This window comes from Leptothrix sp. (in: b-proteobacteria) (assembly GCF_965250675.1).
Classification (GTDB): Bacteria; Pseudomonadota; Gammaproteobacteria; order Burkholderiales; family Burkholderiaceae_C; genus Sphaerotilus.
This window is the reverse complement of sequence record NZ_CBDFPH010000001.1, coordinates 190,961-217,096: the sequence shown is the minus strand read 5'-3', so window position 1 is coordinate 217,096 and position 26,136 is coordinate 190,961. Positions and strand designations below refer to the sequence as shown.

The following is a 26,136-nucleotide window of genomic DNA, read 5'->3' as shown; positions in this document are numbered from 1 at the left end:
GCCCGCATGGATCCCGATTCAGGCCCCGTCCCGCTGCCGCCGCTGCTGAGCCGCACCTTCGGCATCACGCCGCAGCCGCGCCTGCCCTGGCGCACCCGCCTGCGCCACAACCTGCCCCACTACCTGCCGGTGCTGCTGATGGCGCTGCTGGCCGCCGCCACGGCCTGGCTGGTGCGCAGCACGCCGGTGCCTGAACCCGATCGCGCCGCCGCAGCGCCCAGCCAGGAGCCCGACTACCAGATGCGCGGCTTCTCGGTGCAACGCTACGCCAGCACCGGGCCGGCACAAGGTGTGATCGAGGGCGAACTGGCGCGCCACTACGCCACCGATGACCGGCTGGAAATCGACGGCGTGCGCGTGCGCTGGACCGCCACCGACGGCCGCACGCTGCACGCCCACGCCGACCACGCCGTAGCGCATGCGCCAGGCCAGCGGGTGCGACTCGAAGGCGGCGCACAAGTGCGGCGCGAGCCCGGTACGACCGAACCCGCAGCCCTGGAATTCCTCGGCGAGCAGATCGATTTCGATCTGGCCACGGGACACGTCCACAGCGACAAACCGGTGCAGTTGCGCCAGGGCGCCAGCGTGATCGACGCCGGCTCGCTCGACCACGACAACGCCCAGCAGACCACTGTGCTCGGCAGCGGCGTGCAGGGTGTCGTGCAGAACCCGGCCAAGCCAGGGGTGCGCCGGTGATGAAGACCAGCCATCCACCGCTGGTCTTCATCACCGGCGCCTCCAGCGGCATCGGCCAGGCGCTGGCAGCGGCCTACGCGCAGCGCGGCTGGCGGCTGGCGCTGGTGGCGCGACGCACTGAACAGATCGAAGCCTGGGCGCGTGCCCACGGCCTGGGGCCGGATCGGGTGGCGGTGTACGGCGCCGATGTGCGTGACATCGACAGCATCGTCGCCGCCGGCAGGCGCTGCCTGATCGAGCAGGGCCTGCCCGCCGTGGTGATCGCCAACGCCGGCATCAGCGTGGGTATCGACACCGGCGAGCGCGACGACCTGGACGTGCTGAGCGAGATCTACGCCACCAACAACGTCGGCATGGCGGCCACGTTTCACCCCTTCATCGGCGCGATGCGGCTGGCACGCTGCGGCACGCTGGTGGGCATCGCCAGCGTCGGCGCCATTCGCGGCATGCCGGGGCATGGCGGCTACTGCGCCAGCAAGGCGGCGGTGGTGAGCTACTGCGAAAGCCTGCGGGTCGAGTTGCGCGCCGACCGGGTCAAGGTGGTCACGCTGCTGCCCGGTTTTGTCGCCACGCCGCTGACCCGGCACAACACCTACGCCATGCCCTTCCTGATGACGCCGGAGGCTTTCGCCGCACGCGCCGTGGCGGCCATTGCCGCCGGCAGCCGCTACCGCGTCATCCCGTGGCCCATGGGCTGGGTGGCCAAGCTGCTGCGTGTGCTGCCGAACGCGCTGTTCGATGCGGTGTTTGCCGGCCGCAGCCGCAAGAAACGGCGTGGCGAGTGAGTCGGGTGACATGACACTCACGAAGTGACGCGCCCATGAAAAAAGCGCCGAACCTTGCGATTTGACGCTTCTTTTAGCAGTGCCTGCGCCGGTTAGAGCGCAGACCGCTGACAACGATCAGTAACCGCCGCCACCGTAGCCGCCGCCACCACCGCCGTAGCCACCGCCGCCACCGCTGCGACCACCGCCGCCGCTACGGCCACCGCCGCCGCCAGCACCGCCGCCGCCGTAGGGGCTGCGGAAACCGCCGCCGCCACCGCCGCCTGCACCACCACCGCCGCCGAAGCCGCCGCCACCGCTGCGGCCACCGCCGCCGCCAGCACCGCCGCCACCGTAGGGGCTACGGAAGCCACCCGGGCGCTCTTCACGAGGACGGGCTTCGTTCACCACGATGGCACGGCCACCGATCGACTGGCCGTTGAGGCCGTTGATCGCAGCTTGTGCTTCGGGATCGGTTGCCATCTCCACGAAGCCGAAGCCCTTGGAGCGACCGGTTTCGCGGTCCATCATGACCTTGGCCGAGCTGACCGCGCCGAACTGAGAAAACGCGTCGTTGAGATCTTCGTCGCGAACGCTGTAAGCAAGGTTGCCTACGTAGAGTTTGTTGCCCATGGGAGAGCGCCTTTCAAGAAACAAGTACCGCAGTACTGAAGAGACAAGTGGCGGAGCTACAGCCAGCTACTCATTCCAAAAGAACAGAGAAGGCGCATGCATCCAGACACGGAGAATGATTATGCGTGAGAGTCAAGCACGTAGCGCGACACGTGAATCACAACTGTTGTAAACGAGCCAGATTTTTGTTTCTACGGTGCACCGCCCCGGTTTTTTACGGGTTTTCATGGAGTAAAAACAGCGAAGAAGACCGCCGAAGCAGGCCGAACCGGCCTGGGGGCAAGCGAGCTTGCAGCCACAATCGGCCGCCATGGATCTGCTCAAACCCCTGATCGCACTGCTGGTCATCGTCAACCCGATCGGCGTGGTGCCGTTCTTCATCCACTTCACGAGCCACCTGAACGCGGCGCAGCGCCGCCAGACCATCCGCGTGTCGTCGACGACGGCGTTTCTGGTGATCGCCATCAGCGCGCTCGCCGGGCTGAAGGTGATCGAGTTCTTCGGCATCTCGCTGGCATCGTTCCAGGTCGGCGGTGGCACGCTGCTGCTGATCAGCGCGCTGCAGATGCTCAACGCCCAGCCGGCCGAGGCGCGCAAGGACGACGTCAACGAAGGCGAGCAGAAGGCCAGCGCCGGCGCCAGCATCGCGGTGGTGCCGCTGACCATTCCGCTGCTGACCGGGCCGGCCACGATCTCGACCATGGTGATCTACGCCGACCAGACCCGCCACTGGTGGCAGCTGGCCGCGCTGGTCGGCTACGGCGTGGTGGTGGGTTGCGCCACGTTCATCACCTTCTCGGCCGCCGGGCGCATTGCGCGCCTGCTGGGCAAGACCGGCATCAACATCATGACGCGGCTGATGGGGCTGATCCTGGCCGCATTGGCAGTGGAGATCATGGCCGAGGGCCTGCTCAAGCTGTTTCCGGTGCTGGCCACCCCGCTGCACTGAGCCCCTGCATAACAACAACACACACGAGACATCGAGATGGAAACCTTCGACTACATCATCGTCGGCGCCGGCACCGCCGGCAGCCTGCTGGCCAACCGCCTGAGCGCCAATCCGCGCAAGCGCGTGCTGCTGCTGGAAGCCGGCGGCCATGACGACTACCACTGGATCCACATTCCGGTCGGCTACCTGCACTGCATCGGCAACCCGCGCACCGACTGGCTGTACCAGACCGAGCCGGACCCCGGCCTCAACGGCCGCCGCCTGCGCTATCCGCGCGGCAAGGTGCTGGGCGGCAGCTCCAGCATCAACGGCATGATCTACATGCGCGGCCAGGCCCGCGACTACGACCGCTGGGCCGCCCAGACCGGCGACGCCAGCTGGCGCTGGGAACACTGCCTGCCCTATTTCAAGAAGCACGAGAACCACTGGCGGCTCGATGCGGAGCAGGCGGCCAAGAACGCTGTCGGCTCGGACTGGAATTCGGCCCACGGCCATGGCGGCGAATGGCGCGTGGAGCGCCAGCGCCTGCGCTGGGACATCCTGGACGCCTTCGCCCAGGCCGCGCAGCAGGCCGGCGTGCCCGCCACCGAGGACTTCAACCGCGGTGACAACGAAGGCGTGTCCTACTTCGAGGTCAACCAGCGCAGCGGCTTGCGCTGGAACACCGCCAAGGCCTTCCTGCGGCCCACCTGCTTCGGCCGCCCCAACTTCGCGCTGTGGACCGGCGTGCAGGCCAAGCGCCTGATCCTGGCGCCCTCGGCCGACGGCCGGCTGCGCTGCACCGGCGTCGAGGTGGTGACGCCGCACGGCGTCGAGATCGTGCAGGCCACCGGCGAGGTGATCCTGAGCGCCGGCAGCATCGGCAGCGTGCAGATCCTGCAGCTCTCGGGCATCGGGCCGGGCCAGCTGCTCAACGACGTGGGCGTCACCGTGCAGGCCGACCTGCCCGGCGTGGGCGCCAACCTGCAGGACCACCTGCAGATCCGCTCGGTCTACCAGGTCGACAACACGCGCACGCTCAACACCATGACGCAGTCCTGGTGGGGCAAGGCGCGCATCGGGCTGGAATACGCCTTCAAGCGCAGCGGGCCGATGAGCATGGCGCCGTCGCAGCTGGGCGCATTCACGCGCTCGTCGTCCGATCAGCCGCACGCCAACCTCCAGTACCACGTGCAACCGCTGTCGCTGGACGCCTTCGGCGAGCCGCTGCACCGCTTCAACGCCTTCACGGCCAGCGTCTGCAACCTCAACCCGACCTCGCGCGGCCAGGTGCGCATCACCTCGCCCGAGCACACACAGGCGCCGGCCATCCAGACCAACTACCTCGCCACGGCCGAGGACCGGCAAGTCGCGGCCGATTCGTTGCGCGTGACGCGGCGCATCGTCGCCCAGCCGGCCCTGGCGCCCTACAAGCCGCAGGAATACAAGCCCGGCGTGCAGTTCCAGAGCGATGAAGACCTGATGCGCCTGGCCGGCGACATCGGCACCACCATCTTCCACCCGGTCGGCACCTGCCGCATGGGCGCCGAGAACGACCCGCTGGCCGTGGTCGACCCGCAGCTGCGCGTGCGCGGCGTGGCGGGCCTGCGGGTGGTGGACGCCAGCGTGATGCCCAGCATCACCAGCGGCAACACCAACTCGCCCACACTGATGATTGCCGAGCGCGCGGCGCAATGGATCCTGGCTGACGCCACGCAAGCAGCGTGACCGATGCCCGCCGGCCTGCGGGAAAGCCCCGATGCCGGACGACACGGGGAGACACTACATTCTCGGCACTCGCAGACGACGCCCCAGCTGGCGTTCAGCAAGAGCGAGGGGCCGAGGAGACATCGACAGACAGGCGCATAACAAGTCCGCACCGACCATTCAAAAACCAAGACGGTCGCGGGCACCGCCCCTGAACAAATTCAGCGCTACAAGCGCAGAGGTGACAATTGAAGGCGCCGGCCACCACCGGCGCCTTTTTCTTTGGCGGCCCGTTTTTGGCTGCGGCACTTCTCGCTCGGATCCATGCTCGATCTTCTTCTGGTGACTGCGGCCTCGGGCCTGGCGGGATTTGTCGATGCCATCGTCGGCGGCGGCGGACTGGTGCTGCTGCCGGCGCTGTTTGCGGTCTACCCGGGCGCGCCGCCGGCCACGCTGTTCGGCACCAACAAGGGAGCCGCCGTCTGGGGCACGGCCTGGGCGGCCAATCTCTACGCGCGCCGGGTGACGCTGAACTGGACCACGCTGCTGCCGGCCATGGCCATGGCGCTGCTGGGCGCCGCCAGCGGCGCCTGGCTGGTGACGCAGGTCAGCGCCAGCGGCCTGCGCCGCGCGCTGCCGCTGGTGCTGCTGGCGGTGTTGATCTACACGCTGGCACGCAAGGACCTGGGCCGCGTGCATGCGCCGCACCGGAGCGCGCAGGCCGAGCGACGCATCGCCATGCTGATCGGCGGCGGCATCGGCTTCTATGACGGCTTCTTCGGCCCTGGCACCGGCAGCTTCTTCGTGTTCCTGTTCGTGCGCGCGCTGGGCTACGACTTCCTGCACGCCTCGGCCAGCGCCAAGCTGCTCAACATCGCCACCAACGTGGCGGCGCTGGCGCTGTTCATTGTCAAGGGGCACATCTGGTGGGCAGTGGCCGGCACCATGGCGGTCGCCAACGTGCTGGGCAGCCTGATCGGCACGCGGCTGGCGCTGCGGCACGGCGCCGGCTTCGTGCGCGGCGTCTTCATCGTGGTGGTGGGAGCGCTGATCCTGCGCACCGGCTACGACGCACTGCGGCTCTGAAGCGCCGCGCCTCAGCCCATCAGGTCAAAACTCGAACGTGTCGCCGCGCGAGAGCGCAAACACCGGCAGGCCAATGCCGAGCGCGGCAATCTGCCCGGTGACCGCCGCCCGCTCGCCCGGCTTGATGTGGGTGATGGCGACCGAGGTGTGCACCTCCAGCCGGCTCAGCTCGGCCGCCAGCATGCTGGGCGAGAGGTGGCGGCTGATCTGCGCCAGCGCGAGTTCGTCGTCGCTGAACGCGGTCTCGATCACCAGCTGCGCCAGCGGGCGGCCGCTCAGCGTGGCCCAGAGCGCCGGGTTCGGCCCGGTGTCGCCGGTGTAGATCCACCAGCCCGCATCGGTCTCGACGCCGTAGCCGCAGGCCGGCACGCTGTGCGCGGCCGGCAGCACTTCAAGGTGCAGCCCGGCCAGACGCAGGTGCTCGCCCACCTCGACCGGCACGAGTTCCAGGATCGCCCGGTCAGGCCGGGGCAGCGCGGTGAAATCGGGCCAGATGACGTTGTTGAAGACGTGCTGGCGCAGCGCATCGAGCGTTGCGGGCAGGCCGTAGACGCGAATCGGCTGGAAGTCGGGTGCGGCCAGGCGGCGCTGCATCACGCTGTCGGCCAGCAGGGCAATGCCGAGCACGTGGTCGAGGTGCGAGTGCGACAGCAGGATGTGGTCGACGCGCGCCAGCTCATCGAGCGTCAGGTCGCCCACGCCGGTGCCGGCATCGATCAGCAGGTGATCATCCAGCAGGAAGGATGTGGTGCGGCAATCGCGCGCAATGGAACCCGAGCAACCCAGGACGCGCAGCTTCATGGCGGGCGATCAGCCGTCAGGGCTGGACGAACTGCATCTGGGTGCCCGCCAGCTCGATCACGTCGCCATCCTTCAGGTGCACCGGATCGGCCTGAACCGGCACGCCGTTGACCATGGGACGACCGGCGCCCTCGACGTGGGCAATCACATAACCGCCCGGACGCTTGGTGAGGGAGGCGACCTGCACGCCGGGCTTGCCCACCGTGGTCACGACCTTGGTGAGCGCCACCTCACGCCCGGCTGCCGCGCCCGAGAGCACGCGGATGGACGCCTGGTTCACCGGCGTGGTCAGCGGCCGGGTGTAGCTGCCTGCGGAGGGAGGCAGGCCGGCCGGCACGGTGGACGGCATGGGTCGCGCCATCAGGCCAGGCGGCATCTGGCCGGGCTTGAGGATCATGGTCTTCTCGTAGTCGGAGCTTTCCTCGACCAGGTACTTGATCTTGTACTTGCCGATCTCGACCGTATCGTTGTGCTGCAGCAGTTGCTTCTTGACCGCGCGACCGTTGATGTAGGTCCCGTTGGTGCTGTTCTGATCTTCGATGTAGACGTCCTGGCCCATCATCTGCAAGACAGCGTGCTCGCCGCTGACGGCCAGGTTATCGATCACGATATCGTTGTAGGGACGGCGACCCAGGCTGGTCTTGTCCTTCGTGAGCTGGACTTCCTTGATGACGACTCCGTCCAGCGAAACAACCAGTTTTGGCATGCGTGACCTCAGTATTTTTTCCGTCCGCACAGTCGCGGTCTGTCCTCAGCGCCGGAACGGCCACCAGGTTCGCGCCGCAGAAGCGTCCATGCGCGCAGCCACCAGGATCACAGCAATGTTATCCCGTCCGCCGGCTTCATTGGCAGCCTCGATCAGCGCGTGGCCTGCATCGACGATGTCGGTGTGGTTGAGCAGCACGTCGGCGATGCTTTCGTCGTCGAGCATGTCCGACAGACCGTCCGAGCACAGCAGGAACCAGTCGTCGGGCGCCACCGGGTGCAGGTGGGTTTCCAGCAGGACCATGTCCTCGACGCCCACGGCGCGGGTGACCAGATTCTTGTGCAGGCTGACTGCGGCCTGCTCGGGCGAGATCAGGCCGGCGTCGATCTGCTCCTGCAGCAGCGAGTGATCGCGCGTGAGCTGCATCAGCCGGCCTTCGCGCCAGCGGTAGGCACGCGAGTCGCCCACATGGCCGAGCATCAGGCGCCCGCCGCGAAACGCGGCCACCACCAGCGTCGTGCCCATGCCGGCGTATTGCGGGTTGGAGTTGGCGGCGTTGAAGATGGCGCGGTTGGCGTTGTCGACGCAGATGTCCATCGCGCGGCGCACGTCGTGGTCGCTGACCTCGGCAGACGCCTCGGTCAACCAGCGACCCAGCTCGGAGCGGATGAAGGCGGTGGCCATGCCGCTGGCGACTTCGCCGGCGTTGTAGCCGCCCATGCCATCGGCGAGCACCGCCAGGGAGGCGCGCTCGTCGACAGCCACCGAGTCCTCGTTGTTGGTGCGGGTGCGGCCGCAATCGGTTACGGCGTAGAACTCGAAGCTCATGAGCGGGGCGCTGGGTCGGTCCATATTCACGTCGAGGATTGTGCCCGCATCGTCACCGCATTCGGGGCCTGCGGAGCCGGCGCAGCGGCGAAGGCCGCGACTTCCTGCACCGATGTGCCCTGGATCACCGTCGGCTGGAAATCGGCGGCGCGCTCGTCGGGTTTGGGGGGCTCGAGCATGGCGCCGATCAGACGCAGGTCGGCGGCGAGTTCGGCGCCGTCGCGGTAGCGCAGTTCGGGGCGCTTCTCCAGCAGGATGCTCAGCACGTCGGCCAACGCCTCGGGCAAGTCGGGCCGCAGGCTGCGCAGATTGGGCGCCGGTTGATGGGCCACCGCCTGCATCAGCTCACCCATGGACTGGCCCGCCACCGGCAACTCGCCGGTCAGCATCTGAAACAGCAGCACGCCCAGCGAGTACAGGTCGCTGCGACCGTCGACCACCCGACCCACCAGCTGCTCGGGCGACATATAGGCCGGCGAGCCCAGCACCAGCCCCGTGCGGGTGCGGCTGGCGTCATGCAGGCGCGCCACGCCGAAATCGGTCACCTTCACCTGATCGAGCGCGGGATCGATCATCACGTTGGCGGGCTTGATGTCGCGGTGGATCACGCCCTGCGCGTGCGCATGCGCCAGCGCGTCGGCCACGCGGGCGCCGATATGCACCACCTCGGCCGCCGGCAGCAGGTTGCCGGGATGCACGTGGCCGGACAGGTCGGGGCCGCTCAGTCGCTCCATGGCGATGTAGGCCAGCCCACCCTCCTCGCCCGATTCCAGCAGGCTGACGATATCGGGGTGGTGCAGCCGGGCGGCGGCCTGGGCCTCGCGCTGGAAGCGCTCACGCGCTTCTTGCAGCGCGTAGCCCTCGAACTCCTGCGTCAGCGCCAGCGTCTTGAGCGCGACCTCGCGCCCGGTGTTGACGTCACGCGCCAGATAGACCCGTCCCATCGTGCCGCGACCGAGTTCGCGCAGCAGATGGAAATGCGCCAGCCGGGGCAGGCGCGCATCGGGGCGCACGGTCTCGGGCTCAGGCATGACCGATGGGACGTACTCCATCGGCAGCGTCTGCGGGTCGCCCGCGTGGGCGCTGGTCGACTTGTGATCAGTGCCACGCGACCAGCGCGAGGTCGGTGCCGTCTCGACCGCAAAACGCATCATGTCGGACGAAGTCACTGCGCTGCCTGCCATCGGTTCGGGATCGACCCCGGGCACCAGTTGCAAGGGATTCAGAACCTCGGTGGGTGGCTCGCTCAGACTTTCGTCCGCCGTCTGCAGCAGCGTGCTGGGCGGCAGGGTCGACCGCGCGGCCCATGACTGTTGTCGCCAGCGCAGGGCCAGCATCAGCGCCGTGCCCAGCAGCAGCACCCCCACCGGCATCGCCACCGGCCACCAGAGGTGAATCACGCGCACCAGCACATGGCTGCCCAGCAGCAGCGCCACGGCCAGCAGGCTGCTGAGCGCCAGCGCGGTCGCGCCCACCAGGCGCGGCAGGACCAGCGCCAGATACAGGCCGACCAGTCCGAGCAACCCCCACGGCAGCACGGCGGCGGCGCGCGGCTGGCGCAGGACCTGATCGGTCAGCAGCGCCGAACTCAGGTGCGCCAGCGCCTCGACCCGCGTGAGCGGCGCGCCGCCCGGTGTGCGGGCGACGAGGCCGGCTGCGGCGTCCGTGCGCCCGATCAGCACCAGCTTGCCGTCCAGCCGCGGCACCACCCGCGCCGGGTTGAGCAGCTCGTGCGCAGGCAGCACCATGAAGGCCGAGGCCGACGCGCCGTTGCGCGCAAACAGAGGCTCGAACTGCAGTGCGGCATCCAGCGCAATCGGGCGACCTGCCAGCGTGAGCGGCTCGCGGACCCGCACCGGGTTGGAGGCCGAAAGCGCGTCGGCATCGCTCTGCGCCAACGCCGTCAACCAGACGAGCGACGGTGCCACGTTCGGGGCTGATCCCGCTGACGCCAGCGCATGCCGGCGCAGCACGCCATCGGCATCGGGCACCACCGCGAGCGCGTCTTGCGCCCAGACGGCGCCGCGCAGGGTCTGCGAGGTCTGCGGTGCCATCGGGACACCGCCGCCTTGCGCCAGCAGGCTGCGCCGGTGCGTGGCCAGACTGCGGGCCAGGTCGGTATCGGTGTCAAGCAGGCTGTAGCTGCGCGACAGCGCAGCGGGCAGTTCCGGGTGGCGCGCCAGATTCGGATCGGTGGCCACCACCGCCGCGAGTTGCTGCAACTCGCGCAGCGCGAGGTCGTTCTCGCGTCCCGGCAGCGGCTCGCTCAGCACGATGGTGTGCGCGCCCGCCGCCGTCAGCCGGTCGGTTGCGCGCGCCAGCCAGGAACGCGACCACGGCCACGGCCCGAGGCGCTGCAGGCTGGCGTCGTCGATGGCGACGATCAGCACCGACTCGGGCGCCGCCCGGGCCGCTGCCGTGACGGCGTGATCGCGGCTCCAGCGATCGGCCGCACGCCACATTCCGGCACGCTCACTGCCCCAGCCGGCCAGCAACGCCAACGCCAGCGGCCAGAGCCAGTGCAGGCTGTAGGTCGGGCGGCGCCCACGGATCGACATGAGGTCGACCCGCGCGCTCAGGCGGCGTGGGCCTCAGGCTTGCGCGAGGCCAGCCACTTGCCCAGCGCCAGCACGAACAGCGCACCGGCCACGCCAGCGGCGTAATGCACGGCACTGCTGACGGCGCCCCCGAGCCAGCCCACCACGGCCGGATCGCTCACGGCCATGCCGCCGGCAATCCAGCCCAGCAGCATGCCGCCGAGCGTGATGACGAGCGGGAAGCGGTCCATCAGCGTGATGACCACCTGGCTGCCCCAGACGATGATGGGAATGCTCACCAGCAGGCCGAAGATCACCAGCGGCATCTGGTGATCGGCACCTGCGTTGCCAGCCGCGCCGGCAATGGCGATGACGTTGTCCAGGCTCATGACGAAGTCGGCCACGATGACCGTCTTGACCGCCGCCCAGAGCTTGTCGCTCGCCTGGATGTTGCCGTGCTCGTCCTCGTCTTCAGGCATCAGCAGCTTGACGCCGATCCAGAACAGCAGGATCGCGCCGACGAGCTTCAAATAAGGCACGGCCAGCAGCGTGAGCGCAAAGAAGATCAGCACCACACGCAGAACGATCGCACCGGCCGTTCCCCACAGGATGCCGGCACGGCGCTGCGCGTCGGGCAGCTTGCGGCAGGCCAGCGCAATCACGACCGCGTTGTCGCCGCCGAGCAGGATGTCGATCAGGATGATCTGGCCTACGGCGAGCCAGAAGGAAGAGGTGAGAAGCAGTTCCATGCAATGTTCCTTGAGGGGGAGGCTCCGGGCCACTTGGAGTCGACGCGGGCGCAGGCCGGAAGTGTAGGTGGGCGCAGGCCCGTGGCTCTGCGTGGAACTACGCAAGCCACCCGCACCAGGCCTGAGGGAGGAAGGGGCCTGGGCGATTCGCTTCTCAAGCCCAGGGACAGGCATTACCATTCATCTGCACAGTGTCTTCAGAAAGTGCCCGAAACCACCCGGGCGCCCGAAATGGACACATCAACGGTTACTGATGGAGAGTATTGACATGGCAACTGCAAAAAAAGCCGCCGCGAAGACAACGCCGGCTGTTACCGCAACGGCACCCAAGGCCGCTGCAGCTGAAACGGCGACCCCCAAGCGCGCCCCGAATGCCGCTTTCATGAAGGCCATGACGCCTTCGGCCGCGCTGGCTGCCGTGATCGGCAAAGCGCCCGCACCGCGCACCGAAGTGACCAAGAAAGTCTGGGAATACATCAAGAAGCACAACCTGCAGGACCCGGCGAACAAGCGCATGATCAATGCCGACGCCAAGCTGAAGGTGATCTTCAAGAAAGAACAGGTCTCGATGTTCGAGATGACCAAGCTCATCAGCGACCAGCTGTCCTGAGCCGTCCCGGCGGACACCTTCTGCCCATGAAAAAGCCGCTCGATGAGCGGCTTTTTTGCGTCTGGCGCGCCAGGAAAACCGCGCGCCGTCGCTCAGAGGCCCAGACCTTCGTCCAGGCCCAGGTGCAGGTTCATGCACTGCACCGCCGCGCCGCTGGCGCCCTTGCCGAGGTTGTCGAGCCGCGCCATCAGCAGCGCCTGGTCACCGTGGGTGAACACGAACAGGTCGACGCGGTTGGTGTCGTTGCAGGCCTGCACGTCGAAGAAACCGTCGGCCAGCGTGGCCGCGTCGTTGAGCGGCATGACGCGCACGAAGCGCTCGCCAGCGTAGTGGCGCTCGTAGGCGGCGTGCAGGTGCGCCGCGGTCGTGCCGGCCGGCAGCTGCGCCAGATGCAGCGGCACGGTCACCGTCAGGCCCTTGTAGAAGCCGCCGACCACCGGCATGAAGACCGGCGCGGTGCGCAGGCCGGTGTGCGCCATCATTTCAGGAATGTGCTTGTGCGCCAGGCCGAGCGCGTAGGGGCGCGGCGCCAGCAGTTGCGGGTCGCCACCGGCCTCGTACTGCTCGATCATCTTCTTGCCGCCGCCGGAATAGCCCGTCAGCGAAGTCGCGCTCAGGCCCGCATCGGCCGGCACCAGACCGGCATCGACCAGCGGGCGCAGCAGCAGCAGAAAGCCCGAGGCGTGGCAGCCCGGGTTGGCGATGCGCTTGGCCGTGCGCAGGCGCTCGCGCTGGCCCGGCGCCAGTTCCGGCAGGCCGAAGGCCCAGCCCGGCTCGATGCGGTGCGCGGTGCTGGCATCGATCAGGCAAGTGTTCGGGTTGGTGACCAGCGCGACCGCTTCCTTGGCGGCCGCGTCGGGCAGGCACAGGAAGGCGACGTCGGCGGCGTTGAGCAGGCGCGCGCGCTCGGCGGTGTCCTTGCGCTTGTCCGCGTCGATGCGCAACACCTCGATGTCGGCGCGCTGCGCCAGATATTCGTGGATGCGCAGGCCGGTCGTGCCCTCCTGGCCGTCGACAAACACAGCATGCTTCATGGGATCCTCTTGCAATGGAAATTGGTCAGAAAGAATACGGCATGAAAGTGACACCCAACATCCTGCTGCTGCCCGGCTGGCAGAACTCCGGCCCCGACCACTGGCAGAGCCGCTGGGCCGCGCAGCACGGCTACGCCCGGCTGGACCAGGACGACTGGCTCTGGCCGCGCCGGGGCGACTGGATGGCGCAGCTCGAACAGGCCGCGCTCGCCACCACCGGCCCGCTGGTGCTGGTCGCCCACAGCCTGGGCTGCCAGCTGGTGGCAGCCTGGGCAGAGCACAGCCGCCACACCGACCGCGTACAGGCCGCGCTGCTGGTGGCGCCGCCCGACAACGAGCGCGCCGACATGCCGCCGCAGCTGCACAACTGGCGGCCGATACGCCGCACGCGCCTGCCGTTCGCGGCCTGCGCGGTGATCTCCAGCGATGACCCGTTCTGCGCGCCCGAGCGCGCCCGCGACTTTTGCGCCGACTGGGGCGCCCGGGTGGTGGAGGCTGGCGCGCGCGGCCACCTCAACGCCGCCTCCGGCCTGGGCGACTGGGCCGAGGGCCATGCGCTGCTGCTCGACTTGATCGCTGACAGCTCCCGTTCCTGAAGCGGTGGGCGGATCACCGGCAAGGATCGCCGACAATCGCCGGATGGTCACCAAGAAGCCCAAAGGTCTCGGACGCGGTCTCGAAGCATTGCTCGGGCCGCAAGTGGGCACCTCGCCCGAAACGGCGGGCGTGCATGAGCAGCCGCATGCCGTCAAGCTGGCGCAGCTGCAGCCCGGCAAGTACCAGCCGCGCACGCGCATGGATGAGGGCTCGCTGTTCGAACTGGCCGAGAGCATCCGCACGCAGGGCGTGATGCAGCCCATTCTGGTGCGTCCGCTTGCCCCGCAAGAGGGCCTGCCGATGTACGAAATCATCGCTGGCGAGCGCCGCAGCCGTGCCGCGCGGCTGGCCGGCCTCGACGAGGTGCCGGTGCTGGTGCGCTCCGTGCCCGACCAGGCGGCGGCCGTGATGGCGCTGATCGAAAACATCCAGCGCGAAGACCTCAACCCGCTCGAAGAAGCCCAGGGCGTGCACCGCCTGATCGCCGAATTCGGCCTGACGCACGAGGAAGCTGCGCAGGCCATCGGCCGCAGCCGCAGCGCCACCAGCAACCTGCTGCGCCTGATCAACCTGGCCGAGCCGGTGCAGCAGATGCTGATGGCCGGCGACATCGACATGGGCCACGCCCGCGCCCTGCTGCCGCTGGAGCGCGCGCAGCAGATCACGCACGCCAACGAGATCATCGGTCGCAAGCTGTCGGTGCGCGAGGCCGAGAAGCTCGTCTCGCGCCACGAACACGCCCGGCAGACACCGCTGCTGCGCGTCAAGGCGCAGAAGTCGCGCGACATCGCGCGGCTGGAAGAGCAGCTGGCCGACACGCTGACCGCAGCAGTGGAAATCCGCGTGCGCAAACGCACCCGCAAGGGCGAACAGGGCGAGATCGCGATTGCGTTCGGCTCGCTGGAAGAGCTCAACGGCCTGCTCGAGAAGCTCGGCATCCGAGACGCCTGACGCACTGCGCTGCACGCGGGCATGCCGTTTGCGTTGTCAACGCAAACGGGTGCTGCAACGTCACAAGACTTGTCGCACCTCAGTGACACCGCAGTTTGCAGGGAATTGCCGGGCTTACAGCATGCTTTTCCGGGGCTGGCTAAGCTGCAGTTGCAAGACACTGAATTGCACCGGTTCTAAGATCAACGTCGGCAGAGTCACGGAAAGCTCTGATGGAGCCTGGCACCGCTCAAGGTGAAAACGGGCACGGACTCCATCAGATCTTCCCTGGTGCAAGGGCACGGAACGTATGCCCTTGCATCGCCTGAACTTCAGGAGGCCTGCAAATGGACGTGATCAGCAACTTCGCCGCGCGATACGAGCGCACCCGTGAAGAAGAGATGTCGCTGGAGGACTACCTTGCCGAGTGCAAGCGCAACCCTCTGGCCTACGCCACGGCGCCCGAGCGCATGCTCAAGGCCATCGGCGAGCCGCAGATGATCGACACGCGCAACGACCCGCGCCTGTCCCGGCTGTTCGCCAACAAGCTCATCAAGATCTACCCGGCGTTTGCCGAGTTCTACGGCATGGAAGACGCCATCGAACAGGTGGTGAGCTACTTCCGCCATGCCGCGCAGGGCCTGGAAGAAAAGAAGCAGATCCTCTACCTGCTGGGCCCGGTGGGCGGCGGCAAGAGCTCGATCGCCGAGCGCCTCAAGCAGCTGATGCAGGATGTGCCGTTCTATGCCGTCAAGGGCTCGCCGGTGAACGAGTCGCCGCTGGGCCTGTTCGACACCGTCGAGGACGGCGCCGTGCTGGAGCAGGAATATGGCATTCCGCGCCGCTACCTCAACCGCATCATGAGCCCGTGGGCGGTCAAGCGGCTGGAGGAATACGGCGGAGACATCCGCAAGTTCCGTGTCGTCAAGCGCCACCCGAGCATCCTGAAGCAGGTCGGCATCGCCAAGACCGAGCCGGGCGACGAGAACAACCAGGACATCAGCTCGCTGGTCGGCAAGGTCGACATCCGCAAGCTCGAAACCTTTGCGCAGGACGACCCGGACGCCTACAGCTACTCCGGCGGCCTGTGCCTGGCCAACCAGGGCCTGCTGGAATTCGTCGAGATGTTCAAGGCGCCCATCAAGGTGCTGCACCCGCTGCTGACCGCCACGCAGGAGGCCAACTTCAAGGGCACCGAGGGCTTTGGCGCCATTCCGTTCGACGGCATCGTGCTGGCGCACAGCAACGAGAGCGAGTGGAAGACCTTCCGCAACAACAAGAACAACGAGGCCTTCCTCGACCGCATCTACATCGTCAAGGTGCCTTACTGCCTGCGCGTCAGCGAAGAGGTCAAGATCTACGAGAAGCTGATCAAGGGCAGCTCGCTGGCCGCCGCCAAGTGCGCCCCGGGCACGCTCAAGATGATGAGCCAGTTCGCCATCCTCACGCGGCTCAAGGAGCCCGAGAACTCCAGCCTGTTCAGCAAGATGCAGGTCTACGACGGCGAGAGCCTCAAGGACACCGACCCGCGCGCCAAGAGCTACCAGGAATACCGCGACTACGCCGGTGTCGATGAAGGCATGAGCGGCATCAGCACCCGCTTCGCCTACAAGATCATCAGCAAGGTCTTCAACTTCGACAGCGCCGAGGTCGCGGCCAACCCGGTGCACCTGATGTACGTGCTGGAGCAGCAGATCGAGCGCGAGCAGTTCCCGCCCGAGACCGAGCAGAAGTACATCGGCTACATCAAGGAACTGCTGGCGCCGCGCTACGCCGAGTTCATCGGCAAGGAGATCCAGACCGCTTATCTGGAGAGCTACAGCGAGTACGGCCAGAACATCTTCGACCGCTACGTGACCTATGCCGACTACTGGATCCAGGACCAGGAATACCGCGACACCGACACCGGCGAGGTCTTCGACCGCGTCAGCCTGAACGGCGAACTCGAGAAGATCGAGAAGCCCGCCGGCATCGCCAACCCGAAGGACTTCCGCAACGAGATCGTCAACTTCGTGCTGCGCGCCCGCGCCAACAACGCCGGCAACAACCCGGTCTGGACCAGCTACGAGAAGCTGCGCACGGTGATCGAGAAGAAGATGTTCAGCAACACCGAGGAGTTGCTGCCGGTCATCAGCTTCAACGCCAAGGCCAGCGCCGACGAGGCCAAGAAGCACGAGAACTTCGTCCAGCGCATGGTCGACAAGGGCTACACCTCCAAGCAGGTTCGCTTGCTGTGCGAGTGGTACCTGCGCGTCAGAAAGTCGAGTTAATGGTGCCCCCGGGCTGGCGCGTACGCCAGCCCACCCCCCAAGGGGGTCGCGGGTCGGCTTGGGGCGGCCCGGCGCTCGCCCCGCGTCCTTCGATAAAGGTTGTCCATGTTTCAACAGATCATTGATCGACGGCTGGCCGGCAAGAACAAGTCCATCGGCAACCGCGAGCGCTTTCTGCGTCGCTACAAGGACCAGATCCGCGATGCCGTGCGCCGCGCGGTCGATGGCCGCGGCATCCAGGATCTGCAGCGCGGTGAAGAGGTGCGCATCCCCAAGAAGGACGTCAGCGAGCCGGTGTTCCACCACGGCAGCGGCGGCAAGCGCGAGATGGTGCACCCCGGCAACAAGGAGTACATCACCGGCGACCGCATCAAGCGCCCGCCCAGTGGTGGCGGCCAGGGCTCGGGCAGCGGCCAGGCAAGCGACTCGGGCGAAGGTGATGACGACTTCGTCTTCAGCCTGAGCAAGGAAGAGTTCATGCAGGTCTTCTTCGAGGATCTGGCCCTGCCGCACCTGATACGTACCCAGCTGGCCGAAACGCCCGAATGGAAAAGCCACCGCGCCGGCCACACCAGCGAGGGCACGCCGAACAATCTGCATGTGGTGCGGTCCATGCGCGGGGCCTTGAGCCGGCGCATCGCGCTGGGCACCGACAAGCGCCATGAGCTGCAGCGGCTCGAAGCCCACCTGGCTCATCTTCAGAGCCACCCGGGCGCCGCCACGGCCCTGATGGCGCAGGAGATCGAGGCCACCGAGCAGGCGATCACCGAGTTACGCCGCCGCATCAAGGCGATTCCCTTCCTCGACCCGATCGACCTGCGTTTCCGCAGCCGCGTCAAGGTGCCGGTGCCCACTGCCAAGGCGGTGATGTTCTGCCTGATGGACGTATCAGGCTCGATGGACGAGGGCCGCAAGGAACTCTCCAAGCGCTTCTTCATCCTGCTCTACCTGTTCCTGACACGGCACTACGAGAAGATCGACATCGTCTTCATCCGCCACCACACCCAGGCGCAGGAAGTCGATGAACAGGGTTTCTTCCACTCGACCGAAACCGGCGGCACGGTGGTCTCCAGCGCGCTGGTGCTGATGGAAGAGATCATCCGTGCCCGCTACCCGAGCGACCAGTGGAACATCTACGGCGCCCAGGCCAGCGACGGCGACAACTGGCACCACGACAGCGGCCGCTGCCGCGAACTGCTCGAACAGAAGATCCTGCCGCTGTGCCGCTATTACGCCTACGTCCAGGTGGCTGAGCCCGAGCAGAACCTGTGGGAGGAATACACCCGCCTGGCCGAGGCCTCCGGGCCGCACTTCGCGATGCGCAAGGTCACCGAGGCCAGCCAGATCTACCCGGTCTTCCGCGACCTGTTCAAGAAGGAGGGCGCGCATGCTTGACATCACCCACCCTGCCAGCCGCATCAGTCGTCCCAGTGCGCCCCTGCCCGGCCCGAGCGACTGGACCTTCGAGCTGATCGAGCGCTATCACACCGTCATCCGCCAGACGGCCGAGCGGTTCGGGCTGGACACCTACCCGAACCAGCTGGAGATCATCACCGCCGAGCAGATGATGGACGCCTACGCGTCGGTCGGCATGCCGGTCAACTACCGCCACTGGAGCTACGGCAAGGAGTTCATCAGCACCGAGAAGAACTACCGCCGCGGTCACATGGGTCTGGCGTATGAGATCGTCATCAACTCCAACCCCTGCATCAGCTACCTGATGGAGGAAAACACCATGGCGATGCAGGCACTGGTGATTGCCCACGCCGCCTACGGCCACAACAGCTTCTTCAAGGGCAACTACCTGTTCCGGATGTGGACCGATGCGTCGTCCATCATCGATTACCTGGTCTACGCCCGCAACTACGTCACCGAGTGCGAAGAGCGCCACGGGCTGGCGGCGGTCGAGACCTTTCTGGACAGCTGCCACGCGCTGATGAACCACGGCGTCGACCGCTATCGCCGCCCGAGCAAGAAGTCACTGGCTCAGGAACTGAGCGAGGCCCGCGACCGCGAAGCCCATGCCCAGCAACAGATCAATGACCTGTGGCGCACCCTGCCCCGCCGCGCCGACAAGCCCGAGGATGCCCCCGAGGCACGCCGCTTCCCCGACGAGCCGCAGGAGAACCTGCTGTACTTCATCGAAAAGAACGCACCGCTGCTCGAACCCTGGCAGCGCGAGATCGTGCGCATCGTGCGCAAGGTGGCGCAGTACTTCTACCCACAGCGCCAGAGCCAGGTCATGAACGAGGGCTGGGCCACCTTCTGGCACCACAAGCTGCTCAACACCATGTACGACGACGGCCACCTGACCGACGGCGTGATGATCGAATGGCTCAAGAGCCACACCAACGTGGTCTACCAGCCCAAGGTCGGCGATCGCGGCTACAACGGCATCAACCCGTATGCGCTGGGCTTTGCGATGTACACCGACATCAAGCGTATCTGCGAGGCCCCCACGCCCGAAGACCGCGCCTGGTTTCCCGACATTGCCGGCGCACCCTGGCTGGCCACGCTCGACCACGCCATGCGCAACTTCAAGGACGAGAGCTTTGTCGGCCAGTTCCTCAGCCCCAAGCTGATGCGCGACATGCGGCTGTTCGCCGTGGTGGACGACGAGAAGAAATCCGAGATCGAGGTTGCCGCCATCCACGACGACACCGGCTATCGCCAGGTGCGCGAGGCGCTGTCGCACCAGTACGACCTGGGTCAGCGCGAACCCAACATCCAGGTCTGGAACGTCAACCTGCGCGGCGACCGCTCACTGACGCTGCGCCACTTCCAGCACAACGACCGGCCGCTGGCCGAGGGCGCGCAAGAGGTTCTCAAGCATGTGGCGCGGCTGTGGGGCTTTGCGGTGCACCTGGAAAGCGCCAATGCCCGCAACGACATCACCAAACGCTGGTCGGTGCCGGCGCCGATTCACTGACCCGAGCCAACCCGCTCGGATCAGGCGGTCACCACGCGAAGATCTTGCCCGGGTTCATGATGTTGTCCGGGTCGAGCGCCTGCTTGACGCTGCGCATCATGGCCACCGCCGCCGGGCCGGCCTCGTCGACCAGGAAAGCCATCTTGTGCAGGCCGATGCCGTGCTCGCCGCTGCAGGTGCCTTGCAGGCTCAACGCCCGCGCCACCAGCTGGCTGTTGAGCTGCTCGGCCAGCACGCGCTCGGCCGGCTGGTCTGGATCGATCAGGTAGCCGATGTGGAAGTTGCCATCGCCCACATGGCCAACCACGAAGTAGGGCAAGCCCGCCGCGTCGGCCTCGGCCACCGTGGCGGCCACGCATTCCGCCAGGCGCGAGATCGGCACGCAGGTGTCGGTGGTGACGCAGCGGCAGCCGGGCCGGCTCTGCAGCGCGGCAAAGTAGGCGTGGTGGCGGGCGGTCCACAGCCGCGTGCGCGCTTCGGGCGTGGTGGCCCACTCGAAAGCCTCGCCGCCGTGATCGGCCGCCAGCGCCTGCACCGTCTGCGCCTGTTCGGCCACGCCGGCGGGGCTGCCGTGGAACTCCATCAGCAGCATCGGCTGCTCGCGCAGGTTCAGCCTGTCGTGGCGGTTGACCATGCGCACGGCGTGCGCATCCAGCAACTCGCAGCGCGCGATCGGCACGCCCATCTGGATGATGGCGATGGTGGCCTGCACCGCCGCATCCACGCTCGGGAAATGGCAGATCGCCGCCGACACGGCCTCGGGCTGCGGATAGAGGCGCAGCGTGACTTCGGTGATGACACCCAGCGTGCCCTCGCTGCCCACGAACAGCCGGGTCAGGTCGTAGCCGGCGCTGGACTTGCGTGCGCGGGTACCGGTGCGGATGACCTCGCCGCGTGCGGTCACCACCGTCAGCGCCAGCACGTTCTCGCGCATGGTGCCGTAGCGCACGGCGTTGGTGCCGCTGGCGCGCGTGGCGGTCATGCCGCCCAGCGAGGCATCGGCGCCCGGGTCGATCGGGAAGAACAGGCCGCTGTGGCGAATCTCGTTGTTGAGTTGGCTGCGCGTCACGCCGGCCTGCACGGTCACGGTCAGATCTTCGGCGTGCAGTTGCAGCACCCGGTTCATGCGCGAGGTGTCCAGGCTGATGCCGCCCTGCACCGCCAGCAACTGGCCTTCCAGCGACGAGCCCGTGCCGAACGCGATCACCGGCACGGCGTGCTGCGCGGCCAGCGCCACCGCGTCGGCCACGTCCTGGTCGCTTTCGGCGTAGACCACCACGTCGGGCGGTGGCACGTCGAAGGGCGATTCATCGCGGCCATGCTGTTCGCGCACCGCACGCGCCACCGAGCACGCCGCGCCAAAACGCGCCTGCAGCGCCGCCAGCAATTCCGGCGGCACGGGGCGTGGCGCCAGGGTGGGCAGCGATACGGGCAGATCGGTGGCATTCATGGCGCGTCTCCGGCAAGTCCAGGCGGGAGCGTGATTCTATGAAGCGAAGCTGTGACGCACATCACGTTTGAGTGGCAGGAGCTGCGCCAGACTGAAAGCCGCTTCCGGTGCATTTCCGCACCGCGGCACCACCCCGAAAGGACTTCTCATGAACATCAACATTGGCAGCGTCGACCGCATCGCCCGCATCGTGATCGGCCTGCTGCTGGTCATTCTGGCGGCCACCGGCACGCTGGGTGCCTGGGCATGGATCGGCGTGGTGCTGCTGGTCACTGGCCTGCTCCGGTTCTGCCCGATCTATTCGCTCTTCGGCTTCTCCAGTTGCCCGACCCAGAGCCACTAAACCAGCCACTGAGCACAACACCAGCGCCCAACAAGGAGACAACACCATGCGCACCTCCACCCTTCGTCTGCTGGCCGCCACTGCGCTGCTGGCCTCCGGTGCCGCCATGGCACAGCCCTATGGGGTCGGCTCGGTCGGCTGGGCCAGCAGCGAGGGCGACTGCAGCGGCGCCTCGTCATGCGACAAGACCGGCGCGGCCGGCAAGCTGCTGCTGGGCTACCTCGTCGCGCCCGGCCTGGGCGTGGAGGTGGGCTACAACAACCTCGGCCGCATCAAGCTGGGCATCAGCGGCGTGGCGGGCGAGATGCGCTCGGCCGGCCCCAGCCTGGGCGTGATGGCCTTTGCGCACCTGGCGCCCGACTGGCGTCTGCAGGGCCGCATTGCGCTCGGCAGCATCAAGACGCGCGTGAGCGCTTCGTTCGCGGGCCTGAGCAGCAGCGAAAACGAGACCAACACCCGCGTGCTGGCCGGCCTGAGCGTGAGCCGCTTTCTCAACCGCAACTTCTCGGCCGATGTGGGCGTGGACTTCGGCGGCCACCACTTCAACGGCCAGACCTTCAACGTGCAGATGGTCAGCGCCGGCCTGACGCTCTGGTTTTGACCGGGGCGGGCGCGGCCGGCGCTGGCGCATCGCGGTAGGCGGCAAACACATCGCGCAGCGGCGCGGTGGGCGCGGGCGTGATGGCCAGCGAGCGTTCCAGCTCCTGCAGGTGCTTGCGCATCTCGGCTGCCGCGCTGGCGCCCGGGCCGGCCTGCAGCGCGGTGATCAGCTCCACGTGCCGATGCGCCACGCACACCGGCCGGCCCACCGGCTGATACAGCGCCATCAGCATCGACGTGCTGGGCAGCAACTCATCCAGCAGGCGCACGAACACCGGGTTGCCACACATCTGCGCCAGCGCGCGGTGGAACAGGCCGGACATGCGCACTTCGGTCGGCCGGTCGCCGCGCGCCGCCGCAGCGCCCTCGGCCTCGACCAGCCGGCGCAGCTCGGCGCATTGCTCGGCATCGAGCCGGCCGCCCAGGCGGCGGGCGATCTCGCACTCGACCACGCGGCGGGCGTCGAACACATGCGCGGCGTCGTCGCGGCTGGGCTGCGGCACCTGGGCGCCACGGTTGTGGTTGAGCTCAATCACCTGGTCCTGCGCCAGGCGCTGCAGCGCCTGGCGCACCACGGTGCGCGACACGGCAAAGCTGGCGGCGAGCTCTTCTTCGCGCAGGCGCGTGCCGGGGCTCAGGCGGTGCTCGACGATGGCGGCGTAGATGCCGTCGTAGACGCGCTGGGTCGAGGTGGCGGGCGGCGCGCCAAGGGCAGGCTGGGACAGGGAGGAAGGCAGGCGCATGCAGGGACCGGTCGGGCGAGGCGGCCGATTGTCGATCTCAACCCGGCTAGCGACTTTGCCGGCGCCTCTGCAGCAGCACCATCACGCCCAACGTCAGGCCCATCACCGCGAACGAGATCACGGTCGTGACGGTGCCCAGCGCGTAGATCACCGGCGTGGTCACGGTGGTGGTCAGCCCCTGCAGTTCCAGCGGCAGGGTGTTGAGGTCGCCCATCGCCTGCGAGCTGCGCGCGATCTCGTCCCAGCTCAGCGTGAAGCCGAACATGCCCACGCCGACCAGGCTCGGGCCGATCAGCGGCAGCACCACGTGCCAGAAGCTCTGCCACGGCGAGGCGCCCAGGTCGCGCGCGGCTTCTTCGTAGGCCGGGTTGAAACGGTTGAAGACCGCGAACATGATCAGCAGGCCGAACGGCAGCGTCCACGTCAGCTGCGCGCCCAGGCCCGAGCTGAACAGGCCGAGCGTGGTCGTGAAGGCCTCGCCCAGCGCGGGCCAGTGGGCGTCGAGCCAAATCTTCAGGCCAGCGTCGAGCAGCCGGAACATCAGCCCGATGCCCAGCGACACGATGATCGACGGCATGATCAGGCTCGCCACCACCACATAGAACAGCGGCGTGCCGCCCGGCAGCTTCTTGCGATAGGCCAGGCCGGCCAGCAGCGCAAAGCCCACCGTCAGCGCCATCACCACCGCGCCCAGCGCCAGCGAGCGCCGGAACGCCGCGCCGATGTCGATCACGCCGATGCCCTGCCACAGCACCTGGAACCAGTGCGTCGACACGCCGCGCATCGGAAACGTCAGCCCGCCCTCAGGGCCCTGGAAGCTGAGCACGAAGATCGCCAGCATCGGCCCGTACAGAAACAGCACGAAGGCCGAGAACACCGCGCCCAGCAGCCAGAAGCTCAGGGGGCGCGACTTGCGCAGCGGTTTGGCCATGGTCAGAGTTCCTTGCGCAGGTTCACCAGCCGCATCAGCGCGGCAATCATCATCAGCACCACCGCCAGCAGGATCACGGCGTTGGCCGCCGCCAGCGGGAACTGCAGGTAGCTCGCCTGCACCTGAATCACCTTGCCGACCGAGGCGATCTGCTGGCCACCCATCACGCCGACCGTGACGAAGTCACCCATGACGAGGGCGACCACGAAGATCGAGCCGATGATCAGCCCGGTGCGGCTCAGCGGCAGCACCACGTGCCAGACCGTCTGCCAGGGCGTGGCGCCGTTGTCGCGCGCGGCCTCCAGCAGGCTGCGGTCGATGCGCATCATGGTGTTGAAGATCGGCACGATCATGAACATGGTGTACAGGTGCACGAAGGCCAGCACGACCGAGAACTGCGAGAACAGCAGCCACTCGACCGGCGTGTCGATCAGCCCGAGCCCGAGCAGGCCCTGGTTCACCAGCCCGTTGCGCCCCAGCAGCGGCACCCACGAGATCATGCGGATGACGTTGCTGGTCCAGAACGGCACGGTGCAGACGATGAACAGCACCGTCTGCCACAGCGTGCTCTTGACGTGGAAGGCCAGAAAGTAGGCGATCGAGAAGCCCAGCAGCGCCGTCACAGCCCAAGTCAACGCGCTGAACTTCAGCGTCGACAGATAGGTCTTGAACGTGACGCACAGGTCGCCGTCCGGCGTGACCGGGCAGCCGTTGAAGACGTCGGCGTAGGCCTGCAGCGTGAAGGCCGGAATCAACTCGTACTCGGTCGCCTGCCAGAAGCTGACCATGCCGATCAGCAGCAGCGGCACGACAAAGAACAGCGCAAACACCGCCGTCAGCGGCGCGGCTTGCAGCCAGGCGTAAAGGGCGATGCGGCTGTTCTTCGTCATGGCGTCAGACTTTCCTTGCAGCAGTCAGCGCGACCTCAGGCCGCGACGAACTCGTTCCACTTCTGGACCATGTAGGCGTTCTCGTCCATCACCGCGTTCCAGCAGGCGATGCTGCCCATGCGGGCCTCGTAGCTGCCGCCGTCGCGCACCGAGCCGGCCTTGGCCAGCACGTCGCCGTTGGGCGACTTGATGTCCTGGGTGGCCGGCTTGCCTTCCATCCAGTAGGCCCACTCGTAGGCCTCCATCTTGGCCTTGGCGGTCTCCAGCACGGCGCTGTAGTAGCCCTGGCGGTTCAGGTAGGCACCGGCCCAGCCGTCGAGGAACCAGTTGATGAACTCGTACACGCCGTCGGCCTTGCGGCCCGTCACCGTCTTGGGCACGCCGAAGCCGGCGGCCCAGGCACGGTATCCCTCCTTGAGCGGCTGGAAGGTGCAGGCGATGCCCTTGGTGCGCACCGCGGTGACGGCCGGCGACCACATCGACTGGATCACCACCTCGCCCGACGCCATCAGGTTGACGCTCTCGTTGAAGTCCTTCCACAGCGAGCGGAACTGGCCGGCCTTCTTCGCCTCGATCAGCGTCTTGATCGTCAGGTCGATTTCCTTCTTGGTCATGTTGCCCTTGTCGGGGTACTTGTAAAGGCCCATCGCCTCGACCACCATCGCCGCGTCCATGATGCCGATCGACGGGATGTTCAGGATCGCGGCCTTGCCCTTGAACTCCGGGTTCAGCAGTTCGGCCCAGGAGTTGATCGGGCGCTTGATCAGGTCGGGGCGGATGCCCAGCGTGTCGGCGTTGTAGACCGTGGGAATCAGCGTCATGAAGCCCGTGGGCGAGGCCGAGAACTTCTTGCTCGTCGCCCCTTCGAGGTACATCACCTTCTTCGGTGCCGTGCCCTGGTCGCCGACCTTCTTGCCGGCCACTTCACCCTTGGTGAACAGGCTGGTGATCTTGTCGGCGTTCTTGATGCGCTTGACGTCGATGCCCAGCAGGTTGCCGGTGGGCACGATCTTCTTGAGCGAGAAGTACTCGGTGTCGATCAGGTCGAAGCTGTTGGGCGCGGTGACGGCGCGCTTGGTCACGTCGTCGGTCGTGACCGGGATGTACTGGATCTTGATGCCGGTGTCGGCCTCGAACTTGTCGGCGATCGCCTTGTCCTGGTTCACCGCCGTGCCCAGGTAGCGCAGCACGATCTTTTCCTGCGCGTGCACGTAGGGGAAGCCGGTGATCGCGGTCACGCCGGTGGCAGCAACACCCGCGCCCGCGGCGGATTTCAGGAAGCTGCGGCGGCTGGTTTCCGTGACCGGGGTGCCCGTGGCAGTGAGCGAAGACTGGGGGCTGGATGCGTCGTCAGACATGGCGAAGGCTCCTTGA

25 protein-coding genes are annotated in these 26,136 nt (G+C 67.3%); 13 read left to right on the top strand and 12 right to left on the bottom strand.

Going from position 1 to position 26,136, the window contains the following annotated elements; all coding sequences use genetic code 11:
* Positions 1-6: 6 nt before the first annotated feature.
* Both lptC and AC5IG3_RS00750 read left to right on the top strand, forming a co-directional pair.
* Complete coding sequence (gene lptC, locus AC5IG3_RS00755; protein WP_491896905.1) at positions 7-696, top strand: LPS export ABC transporter periplasmic protein LptC; 690 nt, start codon at positions 7-9, stop codon at positions 694-696.
* Entirely contained in the window at positions 696-1,481 is a 786-nt protein-coding gene (locus AC5IG3_RS00750) for an SDR family oxidoreductase (protein ID WP_491896904.1), read from the top strand. The genes lptC and AC5IG3_RS00750 overlap by 1 nt, the downstream gene beginning before the upstream one ends.
* A gap of 117 nt (positions 1,482-1,598) precedes the next feature.
* Here the strand turns inward: AC5IG3_RS00750 and rbp are convergent, their stop codons facing one another.
* On the bottom strand, positions 1,599-2,093 hold the full coding sequence (gene rbp, locus AC5IG3_RS00745) for an RNA-binding regulator (protein ID WP_491896903.1): 495 nt from the start codon (positions 2,091-2,093) through the stop codon (positions 1,599-1,601).
* Positions 2,094-2,403: 310 nt separating this feature from the next.
* Between rbp and AC5IG3_RS00740 the strand changes: the two genes are divergently transcribed.
* The 3 genes from AC5IG3_RS00740 (at position 2,404) to AC5IG3_RS00730 (ending at position 5,814) form a co-directional block, all read left to right on the top strand.
* The gene (locus AC5IG3_RS00740; protein WP_491896902.1) at positions 2,404-3,042 is read left to right on the top strand and encodes a MarC family protein; all 639 of its coding nucleotides are present in this window, start codon (positions 2,404-2,406) and stop codon (positions 3,040-3,042) included.
* 36 nt (positions 3,043-3,078) lie between these two features.
* Complete coding sequence (locus AC5IG3_RS00735; RefSeq protein ID WP_491896901.1) at positions 3,079-4,749, top strand: GMC family oxidoreductase; 1,671 nt, start codon at positions 3,079-3,081, stop codon at positions 4,747-4,749.
* Between the two features lie 303 nt (positions 4,750-5,052).
* On the top strand, positions 5,053-5,814 hold the full coding sequence (locus tag AC5IG3_RS00730; RefSeq protein ID WP_491896900.1) for a TSUP family transporter: 762 nt from the start codon (positions 5,053-5,055) through the stop codon (positions 5,812-5,814).
* Between the two features lie 24 nt (positions 5,815-5,838).
* On the opposite strand, the gene AC5IG3_RS00725 is transcribed toward AC5IG3_RS00730, so the two are convergent.
* From AC5IG3_RS00725 to AC5IG3_RS00705, 5 genes are read right to left on the bottom strand one after another with little or no spacing between them, the layout of a single operon-like run.
* Positions 5,839-6,615 carry an MBL fold metallo-hydrolase gene (locus AC5IG3_RS00725; RefSeq protein WP_491896899.1) on the bottom strand — a complete coding sequence of 259 codons (777 nt, stop codon included), beginning with the start codon at positions 6,613-6,615 and terminating at the stop codon, positions 5,839-5,841.
* A gap of 16 nt (positions 6,616-6,631) precedes the next feature.
* Positions 6,632-7,321, bottom strand: a complete 690-nt coding sequence (locus tag AC5IG3_RS00720) for an FHA domain-containing protein (RefSeq protein ID WP_491896898.1) — start codon at positions 7,319-7,321, stop codon at positions 6,632-6,634.
* A gap of 45 nt (positions 7,322-7,366) precedes the next feature.
* Positions 7,367-8,149, bottom strand: coding sequence for a Stp1/IreP family PP2C-type Ser/Thr phosphatase (locus AC5IG3_RS00715; protein WP_491905020.1), 783 nt, complete (start codon positions 8,147-8,149; stop codon positions 7,367-7,369).
* Positions 8,150-8,175: 26 nt separating this feature from the next.
* Positions 8,176-10,707, bottom strand: coding sequence for a protein kinase domain-containing protein (locus tag AC5IG3_RS00710; RefSeq protein ID WP_491896897.1), 2,532 nt, complete (start codon positions 10,705-10,707; stop codon positions 8,176-8,178).
* Positions 10,708-10,724: 17 nt separating this feature from the next.
* Positions 10,725-11,435, bottom strand: coding sequence for a TerC family protein (locus AC5IG3_RS00705; RefSeq protein WP_491896896.1), 711 nt, complete (start codon positions 11,433-11,435; stop codon positions 10,725-10,727).
* A gap of 253 nt (positions 11,436-11,688) precedes the next feature.
* On the opposite strand from AC5IG3_RS00705, the gene AC5IG3_RS00700 reads away from it, so the two are divergent.
* On the top strand, positions 11,689-12,045 hold the full coding sequence (locus tag AC5IG3_RS00700; protein WP_491905019.1) for an SWIB/MDM2 domain-containing protein: 357 nt from the start codon (positions 11,689-11,691) through the stop codon (positions 12,043-12,045).
* Between the two features lie 92 nt (positions 12,046-12,137).
* Here AC5IG3_RS00700 and argC read toward each other — a convergent pair whose 3' ends face one another.
* A complete protein-coding gene (gene argC, locus AC5IG3_RS00695) occupies positions 12,138-13,079 on the bottom strand; it encodes an N-acetyl-gamma-glutamyl-phosphate reductase (protein ID WP_491896895.1) in 942 nt (313 codons plus the stop codon).
* Between the two features lie 41 nt (positions 13,080-13,120).
* Between argC and AC5IG3_RS00690 the strand changes: the two genes are divergently transcribed.
* From AC5IG3_RS00690 to AC5IG3_RS00670, 5 genes are all read left to right on the top strand, one after another.
* Entirely contained in the window at positions 13,121-13,675 is a 555-nt protein-coding gene (locus AC5IG3_RS00690) for an RBBP9/YdeN family alpha/beta hydrolase (protein WP_491896894.1), read from the top strand.
* A 43-nt stretch (positions 13,676-13,718) separates the two neighbouring features.
* Complete coding sequence (locus AC5IG3_RS00685; RefSeq protein ID WP_491896893.1) at positions 13,719-14,627, top strand: ParB/RepB/Spo0J family partition protein; 909 nt, start codon at positions 13,719-13,721, stop codon at positions 14,625-14,627.
* Positions 14,628-14,953: 326 nt separating this feature from the next.
* Positions 14,954-16,876 (top strand): PrkA family serine protein kinase, encoded by a 1,923-nt coding sequence (locus tag AC5IG3_RS00680; protein WP_491896892.1) that lies wholly within the window; start codon positions 14,954-14,956, stop codon positions 16,874-16,876.
* A 105-nt stretch (positions 16,877-16,981) separates the two neighbouring features.
* Positions 16,982-18,271: a YeaH/YhbH family protein gene (locus AC5IG3_RS00675; protein WP_491896891.1), complete on the top strand. Its 1,290-nt coding sequence runs from the start codon at positions 16,982-16,984 to the stop codon at positions 18,269-18,271.
* The gene (locus AC5IG3_RS00670; RefSeq protein ID WP_491896890.1) at positions 18,264-19,805 is read left to right on the top strand and encodes a SpoVR family protein; all 1,542 of its coding nucleotides are present in this window, start codon (positions 18,264-18,266) and stop codon (positions 19,803-19,805) included. Before AC5IG3_RS00675 ends, AC5IG3_RS00670 begins: the two co-directional genes overlap by 8 nt.
* A 28-nt stretch (positions 19,806-19,833) precedes the next feature.
* Here the strand turns inward: AC5IG3_RS00670 and AC5IG3_RS00665 are convergent, their stop codons facing one another.
* On the bottom strand, positions 19,834-21,255 hold the full coding sequence (locus tag AC5IG3_RS00665; protein WP_491896889.1) for an FAD-binding oxidoreductase: 1,422 nt from the start codon (positions 21,253-21,255) through the stop codon (positions 19,834-19,836).
* A gap of 148 nt (positions 21,256-21,403) precedes the next feature.
* Here AC5IG3_RS00665 and AC5IG3_RS00660 point away from each other — a divergent pair, with 148 nt between their 5' ends.
* Positions 21,404-21,598 carry a YgaP family membrane protein gene (locus tag AC5IG3_RS00660; protein ID WP_491896888.1) on the top strand — a complete coding sequence of 65 codons (195 nt, stop codon included), beginning with the start codon at positions 21,404-21,406 and terminating at the stop codon, positions 21,596-21,598.
* Between the two features lie 46 nt (positions 21,599-21,644).
* Positions 21,645-22,199 carry an outer membrane beta-barrel protein gene (locus AC5IG3_RS00655; RefSeq protein ID WP_491896887.1) on the top strand — a complete coding sequence of 185 codons (555 nt, stop codon included), beginning with the start codon at positions 21,645-21,647 and terminating at the stop codon, positions 22,197-22,199.
* On the opposite strand, the gene AC5IG3_RS00650 is transcribed toward AC5IG3_RS00655, so the two are convergent.
* Genes AC5IG3_RS00650 through AC5IG3_RS00635 form a run of 4 tightly spaced genes read right to left on the bottom strand, consistent with a single transcriptional unit; the run spans position 22,171 to position 26,120 of the window.
* Complete coding sequence (locus AC5IG3_RS00650; protein ID WP_491896886.1) at positions 22,171-22,941, bottom strand: GntR family transcriptional regulator; 771 nt, start codon at positions 22,939-22,941, stop codon at positions 22,171-22,173. The genes AC5IG3_RS00655 and AC5IG3_RS00650 overlap by 29 nt on opposite strands.
* A gap of 46 nt (positions 22,942-22,987) precedes the next feature.
* Positions 22,988-23,872 carry an ABC transporter permease gene (locus tag AC5IG3_RS00645; protein WP_491896885.1) on the bottom strand — a complete coding sequence of 295 codons (885 nt, stop codon included), beginning with the start codon at positions 23,870-23,872 and terminating at the stop codon, positions 22,988-22,990.
* Positions 23,873-23,874: 2 nt separating this feature from the next.
* Positions 23,875-24,762, bottom strand: a complete 888-nt coding sequence (locus AC5IG3_RS00640; protein WP_491896884.1) for an ABC transporter permease — start codon at positions 24,760-24,762, stop codon at positions 23,875-23,877.
* 35 nt (positions 24,763-24,797) lie between these two features.
* A complete protein-coding gene (locus AC5IG3_RS00635) occupies positions 24,798-26,120 on the bottom strand; it encodes an ABC transporter substrate-binding protein (RefSeq protein ID WP_491896883.1) in 1,323 nt (440 codons plus the stop codon).
* Positions 26,121-26,136: the final 16 nt, after the last annotated feature.